25 protein-coding genes, 1 tRNA gene and 1 pseudogene are annotated in these 21,182 nt (G+C 41.5%); 3 read left to right on the forward strand and 24 right to left on the reverse strand.

Annotated features, from left to right (window positions below; genetic code table 11):
* Window positions 1–28: 28 nt before the first annotated feature.
* Window positions 29–1,576: a flotillin family protein gene (locus AC0VYC_RS14210; protein ID WP_008344044.1), complete on the reverse strand. Its 1,548-nt coding sequence runs from the start codon at window positions 1,574–1,576 to the stop codon at window positions 29–31.
* 11 nt (window positions 1,577–1,587) lie between these two features.
* A complete protein-coding gene (locus tag AC0VYC_RS14215) occupies window positions 1,588–2,118 on the reverse strand; it encodes an NfeD family membrane protein (RefSeq protein ID WP_017359006.1) in 531 nt (176 codons plus the stop codon).
* Between the two features lie 205 nt (window positions 2,119–2,323).
* Between AC0VYC_RS14215 and AC0VYC_RS14220 the strand changes: the two genes are divergently transcribed.
* On the forward strand, window positions 2,324–2,803 hold the full coding sequence (locus AC0VYC_RS14220; RefSeq protein ID WP_073416001.1) for a DinB family protein: 480 nt from the start codon (window positions 2,324–2,326) through the stop codon (window positions 2,801–2,803).
* Window positions 2,804–2,843: 40 nt separating this feature from the next.
* On the opposite strand, the gene AC0VYC_RS14225 is transcribed toward AC0VYC_RS14220, so the two are convergent.
* Window positions 2,844–4,052 carry an iron-containing alcohol dehydrogenase gene (locus tag AC0VYC_RS14225; protein ID WP_025207855.1) on the reverse strand — a complete coding sequence of 403 codons (1,209 nt, stop codon included), beginning with the start codon at window positions 4,050–4,052 and terminating at the stop codon, window positions 2,844–2,846.
* Window positions 4,053–4,079: 27 nt separating this feature from the next.
* Complete coding sequence (betB, locus tag AC0VYC_RS14230; protein WP_475388712.1) at window positions 4,080–5,549, reverse strand: betaine-aldehyde dehydrogenase; 1,470 nt, start codon at window positions 5,547–5,549, stop codon at window positions 4,080–4,082.
* A gap of 206 nt (window positions 5,550–5,755) precedes the next feature.
* Here betB and cudC point away from each other — a divergent pair, with 206 nt between their 5' ends.
* The gene (gene cudC / locus AC0VYC_RS14235) at window positions 5,756–6,313 is read left to right on the forward strand and encodes a choline uptake/conversion transcriptional regulator CudC (RefSeq protein WP_025207856.1); all 558 of its coding nucleotides are present in this window, start codon (window positions 5,756–5,758) and stop codon (window positions 6,311–6,313) included.
* A 71-nt stretch (window positions 6,314–6,384) separates the two neighbouring features.
* A tRNA-Ala gene (locus tag AC0VYC_RS14240) sits at window positions 6,385–6,457 on the forward strand.
* Window positions 6,458–6,510: 53 nt separating this feature from the next.
* Here the strand turns inward: AC0VYC_RS14240 and AC0VYC_RS14245 are convergent.
* The 20 genes and pseudogenes from AC0VYC_RS14245 to AC0VYC_RS14340 all read right to left on the reverse strand — a co-directional run bounded on the left by AC0VYC_RS14245 (window position 6,511) and on the right by AC0VYC_RS14340 (window position 21,144).
* Window positions 6,511–6,693 carry a hypothetical protein gene (locus AC0VYC_RS14245; protein ID WP_041507665.1) on the reverse strand — a complete coding sequence of 61 codons (183 nt, stop codon included), beginning with the start codon at window positions 6,691–6,693 and terminating at the stop codon, window positions 6,511–6,513.
* Between the two features lie 116 nt (window positions 6,694–6,809).
* On the reverse strand, window positions 6,810–7,613 hold the full coding sequence (locus tag AC0VYC_RS14250; RefSeq protein ID WP_335350713.1) for a peptidoglycan recognition protein family protein: 804 nt from the start codon (window positions 7,611–7,613) through the stop codon (window positions 6,810–6,812).
* 19 nt (window positions 7,614–7,632) lie between these two features.
* Window positions 7,633–7,896, reverse strand: a complete 264-nt coding sequence (locus AC0VYC_RS14255; protein WP_019743388.1) for a phage holin — start codon at window positions 7,894–7,896, stop codon at window positions 7,633–7,635.
* 12 nt (window positions 7,897–7,908) lie between these two features.
* The gene (locus AC0VYC_RS14260; RefSeq protein WP_008344062.1) at window positions 7,909–8,121 is read right to left on the reverse strand and encodes a BhlA/UviB family holin-like peptide; all 213 of its coding nucleotides are present in this window, start codon (window positions 8,119–8,121) and stop codon (window positions 7,909–7,911) included.
* Between the two features lie 56 nt (window positions 8,122–8,177).
* The gene (locus tag AC0VYC_RS14265) at window positions 8,178–8,324 is read right to left on the reverse strand and encodes an XkdX family protein (RefSeq protein ID WP_008344064.1); all 147 of its coding nucleotides are present in this window, start codon (window positions 8,322–8,324) and stop codon (window positions 8,178–8,180) included.
* Window positions 8,325–8,672, reverse strand: a complete 348-nt coding sequence (locus AC0VYC_RS14270; protein WP_138278935.1) for a hypothetical protein — start codon at window positions 8,670–8,672, stop codon at window positions 8,325–8,327.
* Between the two features lie 2 nt (window positions 8,673–8,674).
* Window positions 8,675–10,087, reverse strand: a complete 1,413-nt coding sequence (locus AC0VYC_RS14275; protein ID WP_138278936.1) for a hypothetical protein — start codon at window positions 10,085–10,087, stop codon at window positions 8,675–8,677.
* Window positions 10,088–10,197: 110 nt separating this feature from the next.
* Window positions 10,198–10,341 (reverse strand): XkdX family protein, encoded by a 144-nt coding sequence (locus tag AC0VYC_RS14280; protein WP_034624530.1) that lies wholly within the window; start codon window positions 10,339–10,341, stop codon window positions 10,198–10,200.
* The gene (locus AC0VYC_RS14285; RefSeq protein WP_138278937.1) at window positions 10,338–10,637 is read right to left on the reverse strand and encodes a hypothetical protein; all 300 of its coding nucleotides are present in this window, start codon (window positions 10,635–10,637) and stop codon (window positions 10,338–10,340) included. The genes AC0VYC_RS14280 and AC0VYC_RS14285 overlap by 4 nt, the downstream gene beginning before the upstream one ends.
* A gap of 11 nt (window positions 10,638–10,648) precedes the next feature.
* The gene (locus tag AC0VYC_RS14290) at window positions 10,649–11,791 is read right to left on the reverse strand and encodes a hypothetical protein (protein WP_138278938.1); all 1,143 of its coding nucleotides are present in this window, start codon (window positions 11,789–11,791) and stop codon (window positions 10,649–10,651) included.
* 13 nt (window positions 11,792–11,804) lie between these two features.
* Window positions 11,805–12,188, reverse strand: a complete 384-nt coding sequence (locus AC0VYC_RS14295) for a phage tail-collar fiber domain-containing protein (protein ID WP_017359000.1) — start codon at window positions 12,186–12,188, stop codon at window positions 11,805–11,807.
* Between the two features lie 11 nt (window positions 12,189–12,199).
* Complete coding sequence (locus AC0VYC_RS14300; protein ID WP_427243805.1) at window positions 12,200–13,123, reverse strand: YmfQ family protein; 924 nt, start codon at window positions 13,121–13,123, stop codon at window positions 12,200–12,202.
* Complete coding sequence (locus AC0VYC_RS14305) at window positions 13,110–14,156, reverse strand: baseplate J/gp47 family protein (RefSeq protein WP_427243804.1); 1,047 nt, start codon at window positions 14,154–14,156, stop codon at window positions 13,110–13,112. The genes AC0VYC_RS14300 and AC0VYC_RS14305 overlap by 14 nt, the downstream gene beginning before the upstream one ends.
* Complete coding sequence (locus tag AC0VYC_RS14310) at window positions 14,149–14,571, reverse strand: DUF2634 domain-containing protein (protein ID WP_024719684.1); 423 nt, start codon at window positions 14,569–14,571, stop codon at window positions 14,149–14,151. The genes AC0VYC_RS14305 and AC0VYC_RS14310 overlap by 8 nt, the downstream gene beginning before the upstream one ends.
* Window positions 14,572–14,585: 14 nt before the next feature.
* Complete coding sequence (locus tag AC0VYC_RS14315; protein ID WP_039169977.1) at window positions 14,586–14,852, reverse strand: DUF2577 family protein; 267 nt, start codon at window positions 14,850–14,852, stop codon at window positions 14,586–14,588.
* Window positions 14,849–15,859, reverse strand: coding sequence for an XkdQ/YqbQ family protein (locus AC0VYC_RS14320; protein WP_017367933.1), 1,011 nt, complete (start codon window positions 15,857–15,859; stop codon window positions 14,849–14,851). Before AC0VYC_RS14320 ends, AC0VYC_RS14315 begins: the two co-directional genes overlap by 4 nt.
* An 11-nt stretch (window positions 15,860–15,870) precedes the next feature.
* Window positions 15,871–16,539: a LysM peptidoglycan-binding domain-containing protein gene (locus tag AC0VYC_RS14325; protein ID WP_007500584.1), complete on the reverse strand. Its 669-nt coding sequence runs from the start codon at window positions 16,537–16,539 to the stop codon at window positions 15,871–15,873.
* Window positions 16,532–20,523: pseudogene (locus AC0VYC_RS14330) on the reverse strand (transglycosylase SLT domain-containing protein). Before AC0VYC_RS14330 ends, AC0VYC_RS14325 begins: the two are co-directional and overlap by 8 nt.
* 1 nt (window position 20,524) lies before the next feature.
* Window positions 20,525–20,662 carry a hypothetical protein gene (locus tag AC0VYC_RS14335; protein ID WP_008344097.1) on the reverse strand — a complete coding sequence of 46 codons (138 nt, stop codon included), beginning with the start codon at window positions 20,660–20,662 and terminating at the stop codon, window positions 20,525–20,527.
* A gap of 41 nt (window positions 20,663–20,703) precedes the next feature.
* Window positions 20,704–21,144, reverse strand: coding sequence for a phage tail assembly chaperone (locus AC0VYC_RS14340; protein ID WP_008344099.1), 441 nt, complete (start codon window positions 21,142–21,144; stop codon window positions 20,704–20,706).
* Between the last annotated feature and the right edge of the window lie 38 nt (window positions 21,145–21,182).

Raw genomic sequence — 21,182 nt, forward strand, 5'->3', positions numbered from 1 at the left:
CCCTCTATCAGAAGGTGTCTTTTGATTTTTATTCTTCTATTTGACGATCAGCGATTTCTTTTTTTCTTGGCTGTTTGATTTCATTCGTCAGTTCTTGGATGCTTTGTTTCACATTGCCTTTGCCAGAGAAATTCTCAATAATTTCTTTGACATCAATTCCAGAGGAAGCTTTCAGGCTTTCTTGAAGACTGGACATAAGGTTTGTCGCATAGCCGGTCACTTTGTTGGCGCCGCTGCCTTCCCCGTTACCACCTGTATCAACAACTGTAATTTTATCAATGTTAGAAAGTGGAGCAGATACTTGTTTCGCATATTCAGGTAGCATTTTCACAATCATATCAAGAATCGCCGCTTGACCATACTGTTCGAATGCTTCTGCAATTTTCTCTTTCGCTTCTGCTTCCGCAAGTCCTTTCAACCTAATGACTTCTGCTTCTGTTTCCCCTTTTGCACGATCGGCTTCCGCTTTGGCAAGCCCGTCAATCCGAACTTTCTCTGCTTCTGCTTTTGCCATTGCTTCAATGCTGTATTTCTTCGCATCTGCTTCTGCAAGACGCTTCGCTTTTTCCGCCGCAGCCGACTGCTCAACAGCATAACGGTCCGCATCTGCTTTCTTTTTCACTTCAGAATCGTATTGACGCTCACGACGCTGGATCTCTTTTTCTTCTAATTCAATTTGCTTCTGACGTTCAATGATTTTGACTTGCATTTCTTGTTCAGTTACGTGCTGACGATTACGAGCTGTTTCAAGATCGTACGCTTGGTCAGCGCTTGCTTTTGCTGTATCTTGTTCACGTCTGAATTCTGCTCTTTTCAGCTCATTGATTTTTTCTGCTTCAGCGATTTCAGTGGCACGCTCAAGCTCAGATTTCTTCGCATCTTTATCTGCTTCTGCACGTTTGATACGTGTTTCTTTATCTGCTTCTGCTGTCGCAATATCTGCATCGCGTTTCACTTGAGCAATTCTAGGTTTACCTAGTGATTCTAAATAGCCATTTTTATCACGGACATCTTTGATTGTAAACGATACAATGACAAGACCCATTTTCGCTAGATCTTGAGAAGCGACACGCTGTACTTCTTGAGAAAATTTCTCTCTGTTTTTATAAATCTCTTCAACTGTCATTGACCCTAAAATGGAGCGAAGGTGTCCTTCTAGTACTTCTCTTGCTTCATTTTCACGATCTTCTTTTGTTTTCCCTAAAAACTGCTCTGCAGCAGTGGCGATTTCTTCAATTGATCCGCCAATTTTAATGATGGCCGTTCCATCCGCCATGACCGGTACACCCTGTTCAGTATAGACTTCAGGCGTTGAAACATCTAGCTTGCTAGATAGTAAGCTGAGCGGCTCTGCTTGTTGAAAAACAGGGAGTACAAAGGTACCTCCACCTCTTACAATCTTAATCTTGTTTCCACCTTCATCCACGTGAACATTTTTACTTCCGAGGTAACTTCCTGTGACGATTAATGCTTCATCTGGACCAGCAGTCCGGTATTTCGAAACAAATACACCAATAAGTGCAATGAGAATCACAAGCACAATTCCAATAATAATTAATATGGTTGTTCCTGGCATAGCATTCCCTCCTAGATTTCTTCATTTGGTATAACAGATAACACTCCTTTGTTCACTTCGACGACCAGCACCCGGGTTCCATATGGAATCTCCTCTTCGTCGAAACTGACGGCAGGCTTTGAGATTTTTCCGCTGTTACTAATTAACAGCACTTCTCCAAACCCATCTTTTGGTACAGATACAATGATCTCCCCAGTTCTTCCTTTTAGGTCGGCCTCCGTATATGAAAGAGATTCTTCAGCAGAGGAAAGCGGGACTAAGACAAATACATTTAAACAAGTAACGAGAACCACTGCGAGGATGGCAGATAATACGGCGCCAAGTCCACTTCCTACAATTGCTGTTTTTTCAGAGATAAATCCTCCAGCCGAGAAAAAGGTAAGAAATGCGAGGATCAATGTTGGTTGAAGGAACGGGACAGGAATCGCTTCAAACAATCCATCAAATACATCGCCAAAAAAGACGAAAACAAGCGTCAGGATTCCTGATACCATCAATATGTATAAGTACAGCGTCTGAAGAGGCAGCCCAAACACATCCATCTTCCTCACCCTTTCTTTATGAAATGAGCAGCCTTTCATTCATTTAGACTATGCTCACATCCAAGTGTATTCCTTCTAACAGGTAATACGAACCACTTTTGTAAAGGTTTCATTTTTCATCACAATTCATTAAAGGATTTCTCGGATAGCTAAAGAATGATTGTCTTGTACCAGTATGATAAAATTTGATCTTGAGGTGAGAGAAATGAGTTTATTACATGAAGCAAGACAAGAATTGTGGCAAGAGCTGCAAGGATTGAGCGAAGAACAATTAAATCAAAAATTATCTGATGATACTTGGAGTATTCAAGAAGTTGCAGATCATTTAAAGAAGATGGACCTAGTTGCAGCAAAACATCTAGCTGCCGAGGGGAAAAAAGCACCGATTAAAGAATATGAGCCAAAGCCGGTGGAAATGGCAGAGGATCGTTCAAAAAAAGCCACCGCGCCTAGTATTGTTGAACCAGATCGGAAGCATGTGACACCTACACATTTAAAAGATGAGCTTGATACAGCTCGTGAGAAATTAAATCAAATTTTATCAACGTTTACAGAGGAAGATTTCAAACGCGTGATTGCACATCCTGTGTTTGAAGAACTTTCATTAAAGCAATACCTTGATTTTATCGGCGCACATGAAAAGCGCCATATTCATCAAATTAAAGAAATTAAAGAACAGCTATAAGATGTAAAAAAGACTCCCTTTTGGGAGCCTTTTTTCATTGTTACACTGTTTTAGGTGTTAAATCAAAGCAGCGAGCGTAAATCCAGTTGTATGCTTTTTCGTTGAGGTCTCTTGGGTTTCCAACTGTTTGCGGATCTTTCATTGCTTCTTTAGATAAACGGTCGATCATATCTTTTGGTACACCTTGTTCTTCTAATGAAGGAACTTCTAGGTCTTCCACTAAATCATACATCCAATTCACTGCTGCTTTTGCAGCTTCCTCTGTTGTCATTCTGCTTGTATCAATCCCGAATGCTTGCGCAATTCGAGCGAATTTCTCTGGGTACCCTTTCCAGTTATATTCCATGACAGGTCCCATCATTGCCGCTACACATTGACCATGTGCGACTGGAATAATGCCTCCAAGCGTTTGGCTCATCGCATGGGCTGCGCCAGCTGATTCACTGCCATAGGAAAGTCCAGCAAGCATCGCAGCTTGTGCCATACCATATCTTGCTTCCAAATCCTCTCCATCGGCAAAGGCACGGCGAATATAATGAGCAGCATATTCAATGGCCATGAGCGCTACCGCATCTGTAATTGGCTGAGCAAACTTCATCGTATAGCATTCGATCGCGTGAGCAAGCGCATCAATACCCGTCATTGCCGTCACATGCGGCGGCATAGATACATGAAGCTCAGGATCAATCACTGTTAGGTGAGCTGCAATGAGCGGTCCACCTGTGTTGAATTTGAATTCCCTTTCTTCATCAGTGATCACTGCCCACTGCGTGACCTCTGAACCTGTACCAGCCGTTGTCGGAATTGTGGTTAACGGAGGGATTCTATTTTCAAGCGGTTTTTTCCCCTCAGCCGCTTCGTAATCAAGAACTGATCCTTCATGAGTCGCTTCCACACCGATAGCCTTCGCTGTATCCATTGAGCTTCCGCCGCCTACTGCGACTAAACCATTACAGCCTTCTTTTTCATATAACGCAGATCCTTCACTCACTAAACGGACTGGCGGGTTTGGTTCTACTTTATTAAATAGAACCACATCAACTTGCGCTTCTTTTAATGAAGCAATCACTGGATCTACAACACCTGCTTGATAAATACCAGGATCTGTGACAAGCAATACCTTTGAAACGCCGTATGCTTTCACTTCTTCCCCAACATGTTTCACTGCCCCAATGCCATGCTTGATGACAGTCGGAATTTCAAACGTATGGAATTTTTGCATGCTTTCAATTTTCATATTTAACGTCATATAGAATCTCCTCCAGATAAGTGATATTTATTTAAACCAATGAACCGCTTCTGGTTTTGAATTTCGATATAAATGTTTTAGTTCCGTATATTCTTCAAGGCCCGTACGTCCTAATTCACGCCCAAGACCTGATTGTTTATACCCACCCCACGGTGCTTGGGCAAAATAAGGATGGAAGTCGTTGATCCATACCGTGCCTAATCTTAATTGACGAGCCACTCGTTCGGCTTTGCCGATATCAGAAGACCAAACTGCTCCTGCTAAACCATAAATCGTGTCATTTGCCAGCTCGATGACTTCTTCCTCTGATTGGAAGGATTCGACAGTGAGGACTGGTCCAAACACTTCTTCCTGAACAATTCGCATGTCTGATGTACAGCCTGAGAAAATCGTCGGCAAGTAGAAGAATCCTTTTTGAAGCTCCTCTGCATCAGGTCGTTTCCCACCTGTTTCTAATGTTGCGCCTTCGTCTAAACCGATGCTGACGTATTTTTCTACTTTTTCTCGATGCTCAGCTGAGATAAGCGGTCCGCTCTGGGTTCCTTCATCAAAGCCGTTGCCTAGCTTGATTTTTTTCGTACGCTTCACCAGTTCTTCTAAAAATTCATCGTGAATGGATTCTTCCACTAACAAGCGTGAACCTGCTGAACACACTTGCCCTGCATGGAAAAACACAGCATTCATTGCCTGGTCAACCGCTACGTCTAAATCAGCATCTTGAAAGACGATATTCGGGTTTTTCCCGCCGAGCTCAAGGGCGATTTTCTTCACATTCCCGCTGGCTCCCTGCATGATTTTCTTACCTGTTTCAATACCGCCTGTGAATGAAATTAAATCGACTTGGTCATTGACAGCCAGCTCATCTCCAACAGTTGCTCCAGGCCCAAGCACTAAGTTGGCAACGCCTGCTGGAACACCCGCTTCTTCCATAAGTTTGAAAACTTTGATCGTGGTTAATGGTGTAATTTCACTTGGCTTTAGTACGATGGTATTTCCAGCTGCAAGGGCAGGAGCGATTTTCCAGCTCGCTTGAAGCAATGGATAGTTCCAAGGAGTGATTTGACCGCATACACCGACAGGTTCTCGGACTAATTCGCTTTTTGAGTTTGGAATAGGCGATGCAATGATTTCCCCGCCATCCTTATCAGCAAGACCTGCATAATATTGGAACACGTTCGCAATATCGTCCATATCCGCTTTGCTTTCTTCTAATGTTTTGCCCGTATCAAGTGATTCTAATTTGGCTAATTCATCTAGGTCTCGCCTAATCAATTCCGCAATTTTGAACACAATATTTCCTCTTTCAAGTCCAGGCATGTTTGCCCAATCACCTTGATCGAAGGTTTTTCTTGCTGCCTTAATGGCTAACTGCGCGTCATTTCTTGATCCTTCACTGACTGTCGCGATCACTTCTTGATTAAATGGATTGATGATATCTCTTGTGTCGCCACTCTTAGCGCCAACCCATTGTCCATCGATAAATAGTGTTTGACTCATAGAAGGAACCTCCTCTGATTCTCTTTGGTAAGTTTATTAAATAAAAATTTAACGTTTTGAACATAATTAATTTAACATGTTCAAATTTTTCTGTCAAAGGGTGGATATGCTTCTTTTATTTTGACATTTTGCATTCTTTCGTTAACATATAGTCCATAAAGATTTTTTGAACGTATTGAATTCACTTAATAGAAAGCAGGGACAAGATGAAAAAGCAGGAACAGCCACAAGCAGAAGAACGCATTTTAGCTGCTAAAGATCTCGTCATTGATTCCATCGCTGAAACAATGGATCTCTATGGCATTACTAGAAGTGCGGGTATTTTATATGGAACGATGTATTTAAATGAGGAAATGACGCTGGATGAAATGCGTGAAGAGCTGCAAATGAGTAAGCCTAGTATGAGTACGGGTGTGAAAAAACTGCAAGACATGAATATTGTCAAAAAGACTTTTCACCGTGGCCGAAGAAAACACAGCTTTGTTGCTGAGAAAGACTTTTTTAAGTTTTTCATGAACTTCTTCCCGCAAAAATGGGAACGAGAGGTTGAGGTCAATCTAGCAGCGATTGAAGAAGCGCAAGAACGCCTTCAAGATGTAGCTCGTGATGAGCAGGCGGCGGAACATGAAAGAGAGGAAGCGAAACAGCTCATTGAACAGCTTGAAAGCTCAAAAGCCTATTATGATTGGCTTAGACGATTAGCCCACTCGGTTCATTCGGGAGACATCTTTGACTATATTCCGATTGATCAGAAAGAAAAATAGCCGGGTGTTTGTGTTTTACAGCTTGAATTTTACAGGAGGATTGATTATAATAAGTTATGACGTAATACTTCGGGGCATTAGCTCAGCTGGGAGAGCGCTACGCTGGCAGCGTAGAGGTCAGCGGTTCGATCCCGCTATGCTCCATACGAAAAACCATTCTTGTAAAATCAAGGATGGTTTTTTTATGTACATATCTCTTACAGTTCTGTTTGTTCTTTGTTTTTTCTTAATAACTTTATGATGCGGTATGTGATCACAGAAAGATAAGTTAGGATGAGAATGATTGTGTAGGACACAGGAAAATCGCTCGTCATTGCGTGATAAATGAAATAGATGAGTAGCACTGACAGCATGATGATCTGGAACAGTTCTTTTTTCATTTTTCACTCCTCTCACGATAGTGATTTGGTTGATTATATCACAAAAGATGTTATTTTTTGTTAGCTATCAGCAAGGTGGCATTTCCTCACTTGCTGATAGCTTTTTTTATAGATCATCACTTCTTCTGCAATTGTTCGATTTTGCTCTTCGTCTTCGGTCCGTAAATTCCGTCTGCAGTTAAGCCATTCATGAGCTGGAACCGCTTGACCGCATTCGCCGTTTTCGGTCCATAATAGCCGTCAACCCCGTTGTTTTTTGCCCCTTTGTCTGGGTAAAAATAGAGGGATGATAAGGCTTTTTGCACGGCAGTGACTTGAGAGCCTTTTGTTAAGGGCTTGGTGACTTTTAAAATGCCAGATGGCAGATTTGACGATTTCTGTTTGGAAGCGGGTGCTTTATGGTTCAAGCTTTCTGCCTGAACTGGTTTTCTTGTACTTTTGCTGCCGGTATGCGCTGTGGCTATTCCAGCTTTAAACTGATCCCATCGTCCGAGAAGTTTCCTTGGACACTCTTTCCCGCTCCAATGTTTATGAGGCACTACATTTGATAAAGGAATTCGTAAATCTCCCATCAGCTTTCGAATGAGCCACTGGGCATTTTCGACTGCTTGTTCAAAGTTGCCGTCTACATTTTCACAAATCTCAATTCCGATTGATTTCATATTGCCGGTGCCTCTGCCATCCCCTGCGTGCCAACCGTTTTCGTTTAACGGTAAATGCTGATAAATCACCTGATCATCAACGGTGTAATGCCAGCTGACCCCGGTACTCGAACGTGCAACAAACGCTGCATGACTGGCCGCATTAGCGCCTTTTGCACTGTTTGACGTATTATGCACCGTAATATAGAGCGGCTTCATCCTGTTTCCTGGTCTGTTGCGATTTTGTTTTGGGATGAGTGCTTGAATGATCTTCACCATATTGTTTCTCCTTCAAAAATTATTTTGTTAACCCTCTTTGTTTCAGGGCATCTTTTTGCAATTGACCTTTATAGGTCACATAATTATTTTTAAACCAAGCGATCACGGCAGTGACCATAGTGAAAATTGTGGAACCTGCCACATATAGTGCCTCTCCTGCGGTTTGCACTTGCTCCTCGCTAATCGGCAGCACTGTTTGTCCAAACATGACAAGCGTTTGGTTGATAAGCGCAATAAAAAGAAGCACTGTGCGAATCACAGTGCCTTTGTCGAATGTTTTCATGATGTTTCCCTCCTATTTTAAATTCCGTTCAATTTTATCGAGCTTGTCGATCACGACGTCATACTTCTCACTAAACTTTGCTAACACATCATTTTGCGCCTCGATTTGCTCATTGAGCTTGTTTTCTCTTTCCTTTGTTGTGTTTAATACGTAAAACAGCACCCAACAAAACAACACCGCAAACGGTCCTTGTGTCATTAAATATTGAGTCAAATCCATTTCCACTACACTCACCTACTCCCTCACTTTGCACATTCTAAAAGAAGGCAAAATAAAAACGCCTATTCAGCGTTAGTTGCATATTCTTCGTTTGTTATTTCTTTGTATTGTTCCGGCGTAATCTTCTCGAAACGAACAAATTTTGCTACATCTTCATTTTCATAACACTTCCATTGATAGAACAATGAAATACTACGGAACCAATCCAATTAAATGACCTCCTTTTCATTCAGCAGCATGACAAGTTCTGATATTGTTTTTGATTGTTCTTCCACTCCCTTTTCTGACTCTGCCAGCTGCTGAAGGAGATCAGCATTTTGCTGTTTTAATAGCTCAATTTCTGATGGTGGCAGTGTTTTTGGCTGTAAACTATCAATGTATTCTTGTGTTGCCGACTCATACCATGCCCTTTTCTTTTCATTGTATTTACCGTTGTACAAACCATCTTGAGGTCTTACATCTGTATATCCTTTTGGGATGTCTGCTTCCTCTTCAATTTCTATTTCTTCCCCTGGAAGGTAATTGTATTTTCCGTCGTATTTATATATCCAATTCACTTTCATCCCTCCTGTGCAGCCATGAATTTAAAGCCGAAAGTGATAAATTCATTTGGGTTTGTTGAATTGGAGACACTTTGTATATACACATTACCATCAGTATCAATATGTGTTCTGTGTGTTTGTGGTGTTGAACCAGCGCCGATACTAGATGCTACCCCTATAAAATGCATATCCTGTATTGGACGATAACCATTTGGCAATGTAAAAACAGGTACTGCAAAACCGATAGTCCCCCCTGTAATAGAACCAATTAACTCTACCTCTCCAAATGGATTCTTATAAAATTGCACTTTTTGAGTGCCGTATTGTTTCCATCCGTTTATTATTGTTGTCGGGGACTTCCATTCTATTTGCTCTGCGCTGGTTAACAAACGTTCCCATTTTGACCATACGCTATTTACAACTGTTTTTCGCCATGTCCGGCCGAGATTATCAAAACCAATAATAGAACCGTAGTTTCCTGCACTATTACATACCCAAACCCCTCGTAAAGCAACACCTGGTCCGTTAATAGCTGATGTGTCTGAGGTGAAATGAACAAAACCTTTATAACGAGGTAGTATGTCATGAAAATCAACAGAATTGATTATGTGAAATTTTCCAAAACCATCTGGATTGGTAATAGGAAATGCTTGAATAGCATTTAAATCTTTAGATGTTAGCTGCCTTTCCCATTCAGTCCATGTATAGTCAGTCTTCCTAATTCTATAAAAAGAGTTCAGACCATTAACTGCATCGTATATAGCTTGTAATAGGGTATTCCCATAACTTATCACGATCATAAATGCCCTTTTGATCTCTTTTGGACCATTTAAACCAGCATTATAAATGAGATACAATCCTGTTTCTGTCATCTCGTTATAGTCGGTGGTTTCACCTATGCTTTTATAAAAGGGTTGACCGTTATCTCTTGTTATTTTATGAAGCTGACTGTTGTTCCATTTATCTTTTTCAGCTGCTGTCGGAATCTGAGTCCAAGTGATAGATAGATGACCAGAATTATAGTAGAAGTAATATGCATTACCTGATGTATCTATCGCAAAACCTGTTCCAATATTATTTTGTCCCACTGTCTGTATCCCTCTAATGGCATATTGTGAAGGGCTATCCTCTATTCCACTGGGCGCATAAAATGTACATGTCCCTTTGTCTTTAATTGAGTCAAAAATTTTTGTGCCGACAGGAATATTTAAAAGTTGTACTCCATTATCACCTGTAATTTTATACAGCTGCGACTCATTCCATTTCTTTTTTTCTAGTTCTGAAGAGTGCTGTCTCGAATCATCGATATGATTAGTTAATTGTTCTAATATACCAGTGTCGTTATGAATCAGTATTTTCAACATATCGTTGAATAGATCAGCATGAGCTTTATCACTCGTTTCAAAAGAACGAGGAGTTTTTATATCCAATGTGTTCTCTCCTTTCATCAACTTCATAAATTGTTTCAATGAGATTGAGGATAAGTTATGATTTAATGGTTTCGCCGGAATCACCTATTTACGGTAAAAAAATAAAGCCATTAGGCTTCGTATTTGTCTCCTGTTATGTCTTGATAGTCATCTGCCGATATCCAGCCGATGCTTACATAAAATGCAATGTCCTCTGGGCCGTAACACTGCCAGTCCCAAAATTGTTTGATGTCTGCTACAGTTGGAAACATCATTCTGAAGTCCCCCCTTTCTGCATAGCCAATAACTTCGTTAATTGTTTAGATAATAAAGCACTTTGTTTCTTTAGTAATTCCAAATCATTTGGTGCAGGTTTCATTTTTAAGCTATCAATATAATTTTGTGAAGCCGTCTCCTTCCACTTACGAGAGCGAGGATCATATTTTGCTATATATGATTCTACTGGCGGTGGTATCTCCGTATAATTTTCAGGAATTACATCATTCTCGTTCACGTTCAGCTCTTCACCTGGCATATAGATTAATTGATCATCATATTTATAAATCCACATATTATTACCTCCTATAACGTACTAAATTTTATTAAAAACGCAATGAATTCTGTTGGATTTGCTGTGTTAGAAGATAATTGCACACACACTCGTCCATCAGTTGTGATCAATGTTCTATGAAATTGCGGTGTTCCAGAAGTTCCAAGGCTAGAGGCCACTCCAACGTAATAAACAGGTTGCTTTGGACGGTAGCCTTCAGGTAAAACAAAAACAGGAATTTCCCCTAATGGACCATCTCTAACAGCTCCATTAATTTCGACTTCTCCTAAAGCGTTTTTACTAAACCGAATCGGTAAAGAACTTGTACTATATAGTTTCCATCCATTTATTATTCTAGGTGTGGTCCACGTTACTTCTTGATCTGCTTCAGTAAGACTACGCCTCCAACCTTGCCAGCCTAGATTTAAGTCAAGATAATTTGTAAACATGTTATTTTTATAGTCTATTGCAATAACCCATCCAAACGTACCTCTGTTGTTACTATCAGATGAAGTAAAATGATAAAAACCGCGAGATGCCAGCGCTGAAGGATTTTCTTGTACACCAGCTGGTGAATAGAATGTACCAAATGTTTTTCCTGTTTCAGTTAATTTATCTAATAAATTTTCTGACGCTCCCACAGATACACGTACTCCCCCAGTATCATTTGTGATTTTAATCAGCTGGCTTCCATTCCATTTGTTTAAATCCGATATATTTGGTAGAGGTGTCCACGTAATCGTAGTGTGACCAGAATTGTAGTAAAAACTATAAGCATTCCCTGCTATATCTACTGCAAAGCCTGCCCCTATGTTATTTTGGCCAACTATTTGCATACCTCTCAGTGATATATTTGACGATGATGGAGAATCTTCAACTCCAGGAGCTGCGTAAAATGTACATGTTCCTTTATCCTTAATTGCATCAAATATTTTTGAATCTGCTGAGACATTGATAAGTTGCATACCATTATCTGCAGTTATTTTATAGATTTGCGAGTCATTCCATTTTTTCTTTTCTTCTTCAGATGCATGTAAGTTCATATCTTGAGTGTGACTCGTAAGCTGTTCTAACAGTCCATTGTCGTTTTCGAGCAAGGTTTGGACCATTTCATTGAATAAGTCGGCATGAGCTTTGTCACTAGTTTCAAATGTTTTCGGTGAATTTATTTCCATTAAAATCCCTCCATTAATAAATATCATCAATCTCAAAAACAAATTCGATGTCGCCGTCTTTTTGTTTGTCTGTCATGGTGCGGATGGCGGTGAATTTGCCGGCCTCGTCGACAAGGGCTAGTTCATTGATGACTTCGCCTGCGAGTTCTCCTTCAGCGATGGTGCAGGTGTAGCGGATTTTTGCCGGTTCCATGAAGGTAAATGAATCAATATTTTTTTGAATCAGTTCTTTTTTGAGTGCTTGTTCGGTTCCGTCAAGAGAGATCGGTTTTCCATCCTTTGTTCCTCCATTTCCGAATGCCATTTTGACGACTTTTGTGAGTTTTGTTCCTTCTGCTCGTGCCTTTGCCATTTGTTGACGTGCATATAGTGTGGTTACGGTTAATTGATCAGCCATTGTGATCCTCCTTATAGGTCTATTTTTTTAGAAGTTGCTGCCAGCATTTTTGATCCATCAAGTGGAACGGATCCATCGAGAATCCAGTAATGCTCCTTGATCAGTAAACTGCCGCCTTGTTCATTTTGAACATGTACTGGTAAGCGGAACGTCATCCTCTTTTTCGTTTGATGTGAAAGCTGGTTCTTTGCGCGCAAAGTCAGTGTAGCTGCTTGCTTCGTTTCATGCGATACTCCAGTCATGACATAATTCAGACGATATGCTGTTTCTTTCTCTTGTTGAAGCGGCATTCTCATCTTTAATGAATGCCGAAAACGAGCAGGGACCTCCGTAGTACCTCGTATCCCGCTGAGATAGAACGTTCCATTTAATACGAATTCACCATTGAGTAAAATTGGAATATGATCGAAAAAGCCCACTCTGCTTCGCAGTGTGAGCCGCTGGTGATGATCATTTGTTTCATGAACATCGGTATGATGAATGGCGGTGAACGTATACGCCAAATGTGCTGGCTTTAACGTTTCGAGTATTTCGACGATATATCTTGTGTTTTGCAGGTCATCCAGATTCACACGCAATGCAAAATGATAACGGTTGACTGTAAGACGGATGATTGCACTCGGATTTTTAAGAAATCGATTCACAGATTTCTCTAATGACAGATACGTAATTGGTGGAATGTTCGACATCATATTGATTAATCGTGCCCTGCGCAGCTCAATCGAATCATCTGACTCTCGCTGCACCTTGAGCAATCTTTCCCAACGATTCAATCCCCACGTCGCTGTTAAAGGGAAGAACTGATCCGTTACATCAAAAATGGATTCGTCCAATTGTTCAAACTCTGGTGCCTCTGTTTTTAGTAAATGATCCACATCATAAATCTCTGTGAAATAAGGCGGCAAGTAGTTTTTCATTTCATCAAGTTTGCTCAATAACCTTCACCTGCCTCAGACGTGGTATCTCAATGTCCTGTAATACTAAGTTTTTTGACTCCCCATTCAATAAGACGTTTGCATAATCGGACACACTCTCTGAATGGTACAAAATATCATTTAAGGCGGACATTCGAATCGTACTTTTTTCAAATGCGATTGATTTTAACAGTGCTTTGACCTTTTCTTCTATTTCTTTTTGCGCACCCTCAAGTGTCCAGTCCATCTGAAGTTCGACGGACACTTCTACGTCAATATCCAGCCACTTGGCGCTTTCCACAGTTGCTTTTGAGCCAATAGGAGCTTGCCCTTCTCCTTCTCCCGGTACAGGATCGATATACTCCTGGACCCTTTTGACAAGAAGCTCAGATGCTACATCTAGATTGCCATCTGTGATGACAATTTTGACCGTTCCCTCTCCATTCCATAGCGGGAATACTTTCGCTCTGCCGACACCAACCACTTCCTCGGCCCACTTTTTGTAATGTGCTCTGTTGGCACTGACAGCCTCTCGCCTTGCGCGTATTAAATACCGATCGTATAATGACGCATCATCTTCTTCCTCTTGCCCTGGTATCACCAATTCCTTCATGATCATCGACTCTAGACCTGGAATTGTATCAAGCGATAGCAGCGGCTGACCTGTTAATTGCCCATTGCCGGCTGTACCTGTTGTCTCGCATTCAAGTGTACCGTCCTTTGAAAATTGAAAATAAACATCTTCAATAAAGAATCTTGATCCTGCTGGAATGTTTACGTTCTCTGGTTGAATGGTTACGGACCACACCGCTGTAGTGGCTGGCTTTCGTTCAATCCCCACTTCTGCTGCTCGTCGATCTAAAAATTCCCCCTGTGCTGTATCAGCAAAGACAAGCTCAAATACTTGATCAAGCCAAATATACGACTGAGCCAGTTCAGCAGCAGCAGGTGCCAAGGCATTCCAAATGACGCTGTTTTCTCTTTTATCTATGTCATCTGGCAACTTGTCCAGCATTCTTTCCATCAACGCCTCATACGTTTGCTCCTCAAACATCTCCCTCCATCACCTCCTCTATTTCTAATGTGCCTTCATCTGTGACAATGGCTAGTTTGACTTGAAAAGCATCATTTTGCTTCGTGACCTCTATCTCTTCAATATGATCAATCCGCTCATCAACAACCAATGCTTCTTCTAGCAATCTTGGAATCTCCATTTCTTTGTATTCATCTGTTGCTTCTGTATCGGTCAATAGCTCCTGAATTTCAGTACCAATGTCGTGACTGTAAATGGGATGTGCATAGCGCTCTGTTCGCAATGTCATATAAATAAATTGACGGATCGCTTCAATGCCTGTAATGGCTTCATTTGTCAGCCTACCATTCTCAAAATCTATGCGATACGTCGTCGAGGTTTCTACCTCTTCGTCTTCTTCTGTTTCCTCGATTTCTTCCTCTGGTGAAAGTGCCACATTCATCACCTCCCTTACAATTTGTCGATGATGTAAAAGGACTGCCCTCCTGCCATTGCAAGTACCATAATGCTGTCTCCCTTTTTCAACTCATCATCCTCACCCTTATTTAAGCGTTTGGGCCAAATGAGCAGTTCTTCTGGAATGATCAGCTTACTGTTTTCATTTAATCGGATGTGAAGAGGCGAAGCCATTGTGACCTCTCCAATCACCAGATCAATTGGAGAAGCTGCATCTACTGCATTGACAGCGAGTCGTTTAATTGCTTCACTTAATCTCATGCTTGATCACCCTTTGGCATGGAATTTTTCTCAACGACGTCAATTGTCATGGTGTGCTTCACTCCATTGAATTCATGCTTGTCTTGATCGATCCAGTAGGTTTTTTTGATGTTGATTTCAGGGATTTTCAAATAGATTGGCAGACCGCTTTGCAGTTCAGGGATTCCCAGTGCTTGTATGCTTTTCACTTCTTGTTTGACGCCTTTTTTTTCAGCTAGGCGTACTTTCGCTCTTTTTTGAAGCTGCGGCTGGTTGATTTGACCTGTGACCGTCTCCACATGCTGTAAAATGCCGTACTGACTCTGACCGGCTTTGTCCTGTTCGATCACCACAATATCTGATTTGCTACCTTTTTTCTTATTCTTCCCCTGTTCGTCTACAGACGTGCGCATCTTCACACGTGTTGCTGTCTCTTCAATGGAGGTGCTGTACTGATAACCGATGAGGTTGACGCCTGATTCAATGACCCACACGTCCTCTGGATCGGGCCAAGCTCTCAGCCCCATCTTGCCTTTAGCAGAATAAATTTGATAATTTCTACCGGTTTGCCGCTTCGTTTCTTTCAATGCTTTTAAAATGATGTCATATAAACTCGTGTCATTTTTAAAAACGAGAGACTTCATGACATGTCCTGTATTTGCGATGGATGTCATAGGAATTTGAAAGTCTGCCCCGATCCGCCTCAAAATTTGATCTGCTCGTTGATTTGAAAAAACATATACATCTTGGTTTTTCACTAAATATTGGAGCATATCGTATGCGGTAAAGGTCAGCTTTCCTTCAACAGGCGTCCTAGAAAACACGATGCCTCTGAACAGCTCTTTTCCTTTCCATTTAAAAAGAACCGTGTCTCCTTCTGAGACACGGTAATATGTTTGACTGCCTTGCTTTGTGATAATGTTCGCCTGAATAGAGCGAGGGGCCTGATACCTTTGCCCCTGAAGTGTCACACTCTCTGTGACAAGCTCATACATCGTGCCGCTTCTGATGGCAAAAAGCTCAATCAATGTCAGCCCCCCTATTGTGGTATTTTCAATTTTTGCCCTGGAAAAATCCAATGTCCCGGCTGTTTAATATTGCGTTTACTTCGTTTGATCATCGCTGCTTTATTGGCATTCCAAATACGCCGCCATTTTGTACTATCGCCATAAAAACGGCCTGAAATGGCCCAAAGAGTATCTCCTTTTTTGACAGTGTACAATTTTGGTGGTGTTTTTGAGGGTCTTTTCTTTTTGGTTTGTTTCGCTTTTTTCTTTCGTTTGATTTTCCTAGGCGATGCGGTTTTATATTCCTTTAACTCGATCGTAAATTCACGATCCCCTATGTCATAAGACCCTTCCTTGTGAGTGAAGCTCTCAATGCTGCACGTCATATTGATTTTAGTCCCTGTCACAATCAGTCGCACAGACTTCTTTGAACGCATCATTCGTTCAATTTTCGCTATTGCATTCTCTGGTGATGGAATGCTTTTATATTCAGCAATTGGCGAATATTTCTTAGGAAATAATGAGGTGAATGATACTTGTTTAGCCGATGGTACATCAATAAAAGTCAGTTCTCCAAAGGAGGAGACCTTCACTGTTTCATTTTGTACGTTATTTGTAATCTCAAGTTCGGATGGAAGCACAGGGAATCGCAACTTCTCCTTGCCTTGGGAAATCCACAATTGATACACTGATTTACCCATCGATCACGACCCCTTTCGTTCCTGTCTGAAGCTCTACTTCCAGTTCGTCTACAAGCATTTGTCTAATTTTTTCGACAAGCAATTGCTGATCCTGTCCATTATGGAAATGCTGATCACCATTGAACTGGATGGTGATTTGTTTATTGCCTGACGTTGTTGCAGTCCCAGCTGGCTGTGCTGAGGTGACTTGCTGCATCTGTGATTCTGGTAAAGGAGCAGATGCATTTGATGGATCATAGACTTGCATCCCAAGTGCCTTTGCTGCCTGCGTCAATAAATATCTCCCGCGAATGCCTCTTTCTTCTGGAATAATCCATTCGCGTTTGTTTCCTTCACCGACTCTAGCTACCTGCTCCTGAGTAATCAGACCGCCATTGGCGTAGCCTTTATAAGGACCGCCTCTTCTCATACTCCGTAATCCCGGTGTATTGAAGACTGTTCCATATCTGCCCTTAATGTAGTTAATGGCTGCTACGGCATTATGAATTGGGTTCCAAATATCATTCATACCCTTGCCTTTATTGGAATGGAAGGTCGTTCCAATGGTTTGCATTAACCCTTTAGAAGGCGTTCCCTTCTTGGCGTTGGAATCCCACAAGTTGATGGCTTTCGGGTTACCATTTGATTCGTGCTGAGCGATTGTCATAAGACCTGGAAGCCAACTCATCGATGTGCCAGTCGCCATCAGAGCTGCCATGAGCCATTGCTGAACACTAAGACCTGAAGCACCCATACCGCTGAACGCTCCGATTAATGAACCCGCTTGATTTTCAGCAAACTTTTTCACATCAACTGAATCGAGCCCTTTGACGACACCGATCGATGCGAATTTCCCTAGACTCATCATGACACGCGAAGGAGAATGAATGTCTAGTTCTTCTCTAAACGCCTGTTCCACTTTCTTCGCCATTTCTTTGGCAGCTTGTGTGACTTCACTTGCTTTTGAACGCATGCCGCTATTGAAGGCGTCGATCATTCCTGAACCCCATCCTGGTGATTCTTGTTTGGCTTGCAGGAATGGTTGTTTGACGTGTTGGTCTACGTATTGGCTTGTGCCAATTGATGTGGCATTTTGACCTGTTGCAAAGCCACTAACAGTTCCAGAACCCCAAGTTGGTGATGCTGTCATCACTTGTTGGTATGGTGCTTTTACACGACTTTGCAAAAAGCTGTCAGTTCCTGTTGGTGTCATTTGCTGGCCAGTAGCAAATGCCGATACCGTTTGTTGTCCGTACTTTCCTGAATCTGATGTCATTTGATTAAATGGCTGCTGAATGTTTTTTTGCTTCCATTGATCAAGTGAAACCACCTTTTGATTCAGCCCTTGTTCAAAATCATGATTAAATTGCTCACCTATGCTGGCAGATTGGATGTTTCCATTCATTGAAACCGTTCCACCAATCGAACCGGCAGAAGCATTTGGAGCTGCTGGAGCATTAGGCGTTATTTGAGCTGGAGAGCTAGAAACTGGACTTGCTGCTCCGCTGCTGCTTGGCACAACAGACATTCCAAGATGAGAAGCAGCCTGTGCAAGCAGCATCTTCCCGCGTCCCCGGTTATTTTGAGTTGGAATGACAAATTCGTTACCTGCTTCACCAATCCATGATAAGGTAGGTTGGGTGATATAGCCTCCTGTGGCTTTTTTATCAGGATCTCCAAATAAATGTTTTACTACAAAATTAATGCCATCGCCCGCTTTGTCAAAAATCTTTTTAACCCAGTTAAATGCTTTAGAAAAACCATCACTTATGGCACCAGCCACTTTTACGATCGGTGTCTGAATATTATCTTTAAACCATTTGGATAATCCATTCCATATATCTGTCACCACTTTATACGCTTCTTCAAACTTCTTACCAATGCTATCTTTGATGGTTCCAACCGTTTCTACAAGCGGATTCCATACATTGTTCATAAACCAAGAGGATACTGCTCCAAAAATTGATTGAATGGTTTTCCACGCATTTGATAATGCTGTCCAAATCCCAGTAGCGACTGTAACAACTGTGCTGCTTAGCGGTGTCCACACATTCTCAATAAACCAGCCTGCAACTGCACTGAATGTTTCTTGTATCCACGTCCAGGCATTGACTAGACTTGTCCAATCGTGGTTGCTACTGTAACGACTGTACCACTTAGTGGTGTCCAGACGTTTTCGATAAACCAGCCTGCAACTGCACTGAATGTTTCTTGTATCCATGTCCAGGCATTGACTAGACTTGTCCAAATCGTGGTTGCTACTGTAACGACTGTACCACTTAGTGGTGTCCAGACGTTTTCGATAAACCAGCCTGCTACTGCACTGAATGTTTCTTGTATCCATGTCCAGGCATTGACTAGACTTGTCCAGATCATGGTTGCTACCGTGCCAACCGTGCTGCTTAATGGTGTCCACACATTTTGGATAAACCAGTCTGCGACTGTAGACCACACTTCAACAATTTGATCTTTGATTTCAATGGCTTTTTGGCCAATCTTCTCAAATCCGCCGCCATCAAACCATTTACCAATTGTTTCACCGATAGATTCTCCGCCCATACTGCCAGCGATGCCGCCTACTAGGCCGCCGATGGCTGTGCCTACTCCTGGTACTACACTTCCAATAGCTGCACCTGCTGCTGCACCTGCCATCCCTCCGGCGATGCCGCCTCCAGTCGCACCGATCTTTTCACCAGCATTCTCTTTTTTCATACCGATTAGATTTGTTGCACTAAGTACACTGCCTAGAATAGGTACTTTCTTTAATAATTTGCCGCTCCCTTTACCGATATTTTTCAACGCATCCCCTAATTTACTTGGAGGTCTTCTATTCATTTCGGTTCTTGTTGTGGCATTTGGATTTCTAGGTTGTCTTGGTGATTGACCATTTCTATTTTTGGTTTTAGTAGATCCTCCCCTGCTTAAACCTCTTGCACAACAGGGACAACAACTATTGCGAAACAAACCTTTACCACCTCGCGGCTGAGGTTTATTGTTGGGAGCTGCATTTGTTGGTGCTGTTGTTGGTGCTGTTGTTGGCGCTGTTGTTGGCGCCGGAGTGGTACTGTTATTTTCACTTGATTGATTACTTGCACCTAAGAGTCTATCTAATCCAGTTTTCACCAATTCATCTAGTTTTTTTTCAGGATTAAATTTAATCTTCTCTTTTATTCTTCCGATTACATCTTGCTTATACTCTTCCATTTTATTTTCAACCCAAGGAAGTGCCTTTTCGTCCCAAAACTTTCTAGGACTTAATTTTTCTTTCACCTTGTCTGCAACATCACCTGCATATTTTTCAATTTCACTTAATCCTTTATTAGCAAGGCTCTGGAGCCAACCCTGTTTAGGTTCATCCGTTTTAACCGACGGACTAACAGCCTCAGGTTCTTTTTTTATGTTTTGTTCTTTCACAACTGACTCTGCCTGATCTCGTTTTTTCAACTTACTCTTTGCATTGTCTTGAACAGACACTCTGATCTCATGTTTAGCCATTGTCAAGCTTTTGAGTGTCTTTTTGATTCGTTGAATGGCAGCGGTGGCTTGGTCAACCATGTTTAATCTCATATAGTACGTTCTGTTCATGAGCTGAAGGATTGATTTTTTGATTGATGACATTTTTCCTGACAACTGATCATTCAGTTTGAACGTCAGCAGGATTGGACTTGCTTGTGATTGTTTCAAGCGATCTATACTGGATTTAATGACATCTAGTCCTTTTGCTTGAATTGATATGACCATCTGTTTCGGTATCATGTTCAGCTGGTTTGTTAATGATTTGAGATCACGATAGATTCCTTGATCTAGCTTCATGGATAATACAGATAACCTTCTAATCGATAAATTGAGGTTCCTTAGCTTCTTTTCATCCATTTCCAGGCTTATTTTCACCGGTTTTCTAAATGGTTTGAGCTGCTTCTCAAACGTTTGAAATCGTTTTTGAATGCGCAACAGCTTCTTTGATACTTTGTCTTCTAATTCAAATCGTGCAGTGAGCTTCGCCAGTTTATTTCCCTCCTTTCTTTGCTTCTTTTTCTAGCATGTCGAGTTTGTAGCTGATGAGTCCGAATAAGAATGCCTTAAATTGTCTTGGTGCTTCGTATAAATCGAGGAGTTCTGATGGAGAATAGTGAAGCTCATGCATGGCGTAATATAAAAACACCGCTTCCTTATCCCCATCTTTTATTAGTTTTTTGCTGCGTCTTCTAAATCTTCAATTTCGTCTTCAAATCCATTGATTTCAATCGCTTTGTTTAACCAGTTTGCATATTCACCGCCGACAGATAAAACACGTTTTGCAACTTCAACTGGATCTTGTGTGCTGTAGGCTTCTCTTAATTCCTTTGAGCGGAAATCTGGATAAATCGTCGATTCAATGGCAATTCGTGCATAGAAGCGCTGGCTGTCTAAGTCTTTTACGCGGCCTCTGCCTTTGACATTTTTGAACGTGGTGTTTTCTTTTTCCAATTCATCAATACGTTCCGTGGTAATCGCTTTGAAGACAAAAGGAATGACATTCCCTTTTTTATCAACAAAACGCTTAGAAATTGGTACTTTGACCTCTTCTGCTTCTACTGTTTGTCCTGGCATAAAAAATGAAAGATCAAATGTTTGTTTTTCGCTCATGTTTAAAAACTCCCTTTTGTTTGTTTTTTTGAATACAA

Source organism: Bacillus sp. iso_77, assembly GCF_056173625.1.

Coding starts and splice junctions, on each gene's coding strand:
- AC0VYC_RS14245 (WP_041507665.1), bottom strand. CDS start 6,693: ATGAAAAAAGAACTGTTCCAGATCATCATGCTGTCAGTGCTACTCATC.
- AC0VYC_RS14225 (WP_025207855.1), bottom strand. CDS start 4,052: ATGACGTTAAATATGAAAATTGAAAGCATGCAAAAATTCCATACGTTT.
- AC0VYC_RS14290 (WP_138278938.1), bottom strand. CDS start 11,791: ATGGAAATAAATTCACCGAAAACATTTGAAACTAGTGACAAAGCTCAT.
- AC0VYC_RS14255 (WP_019743388.1), bottom strand. CDS start 7,896: ATGAAAACATTCGACAAAGGCACTGTGATTCGCACAGTGCTTCTTTTT.
- AC0VYC_RS14340 (WP_008344099.1), bottom strand. CDS start 21,144: ATGAGCGAAAAACAAACATTTGATCTTTCATTTTTTATGCCAGGACAA.
- AC0VYC_RS14280 (WP_034624530.1), bottom strand. CDS start 10,341: ATGATGTTTCCAACTGTAGCAGACATCAAACAATTTTGGGACTGGCAG.
- AC0VYC_RS14305 (WP_427243804.1), bottom strand. CDS start 14,156: ATGTTTGAGGAGCAAACGTATGAGGCGTTGATGGAAAGAATGCTGGAC.
- AC0VYC_RS14210 (WP_008344044.1), bottom strand. CDS start 1,576: ATGCCAGGAACAACCATATTAATTATTATTGGAATTGTGCTTGTGATT.
- AC0VYC_RS14220 (WP_073416001.1), top strand. CDS start 2,324: ATGAGTTTATTACATGAAGCAAGACAAGAATTGTGGCAAGAGCTGCAA.
- AC0VYC_RS14295 (WP_017359000.1), bottom strand. CDS start 12,188: ATGGCTGATCAATTAACCGTAACCACACTATATGCACGTCAACAAATG.
- AC0VYC_RS14335 (WP_008344097.1), bottom strand. CDS start 20,662: ATGCATGAGCTTCACTATTCTCCATCAGAACTCCTCGATTTATACGAA.
- cudC (WP_025207856.1), top strand. CDS start 5,756: ATGAAAAAGCAGGAACAGCCACAAGCAGAAGAACGCATTTTAGCTGCT.
- betB (WP_475388712.1), bottom strand. CDS start 5,549: ATGAGTCAAACACTATTTATCGATGGACAATGGGTTGGCGCTAAGAGT.
- AC0VYC_RS14285 (WP_138278937.1), bottom strand. CDS start 10,637: ATGTGGATTTATAAATATGATGATCAATTAATCTATATGCCAGGTGAA.
- AC0VYC_RS14250 (WP_335350713.1), bottom strand. CDS start 7,613: ATGGTGAAGATCATTCAAGCACTCATCCCAAAACAAAATCGCAACAGA.
- AC0VYC_RS14315 (WP_039169977.1), bottom strand. CDS start 14,852: ATGAGATTAAGTGAAGCAATTAAACGACTCGCTGTCAATGCAGTAGAT.
- AC0VYC_RS14325 (WP_007500584.1), bottom strand. CDS start 16,539: ATGGGTAAATCAGTGTATCAATTGTGGATTTCCCAAGGCAAGGAGAAG.
- AC0VYC_RS14215 (WP_017359006.1), bottom strand. CDS start 2,118: ATGGATGTGTTTGGGCTGCCTCTTCAGACGCTGTACTTATACATATTG.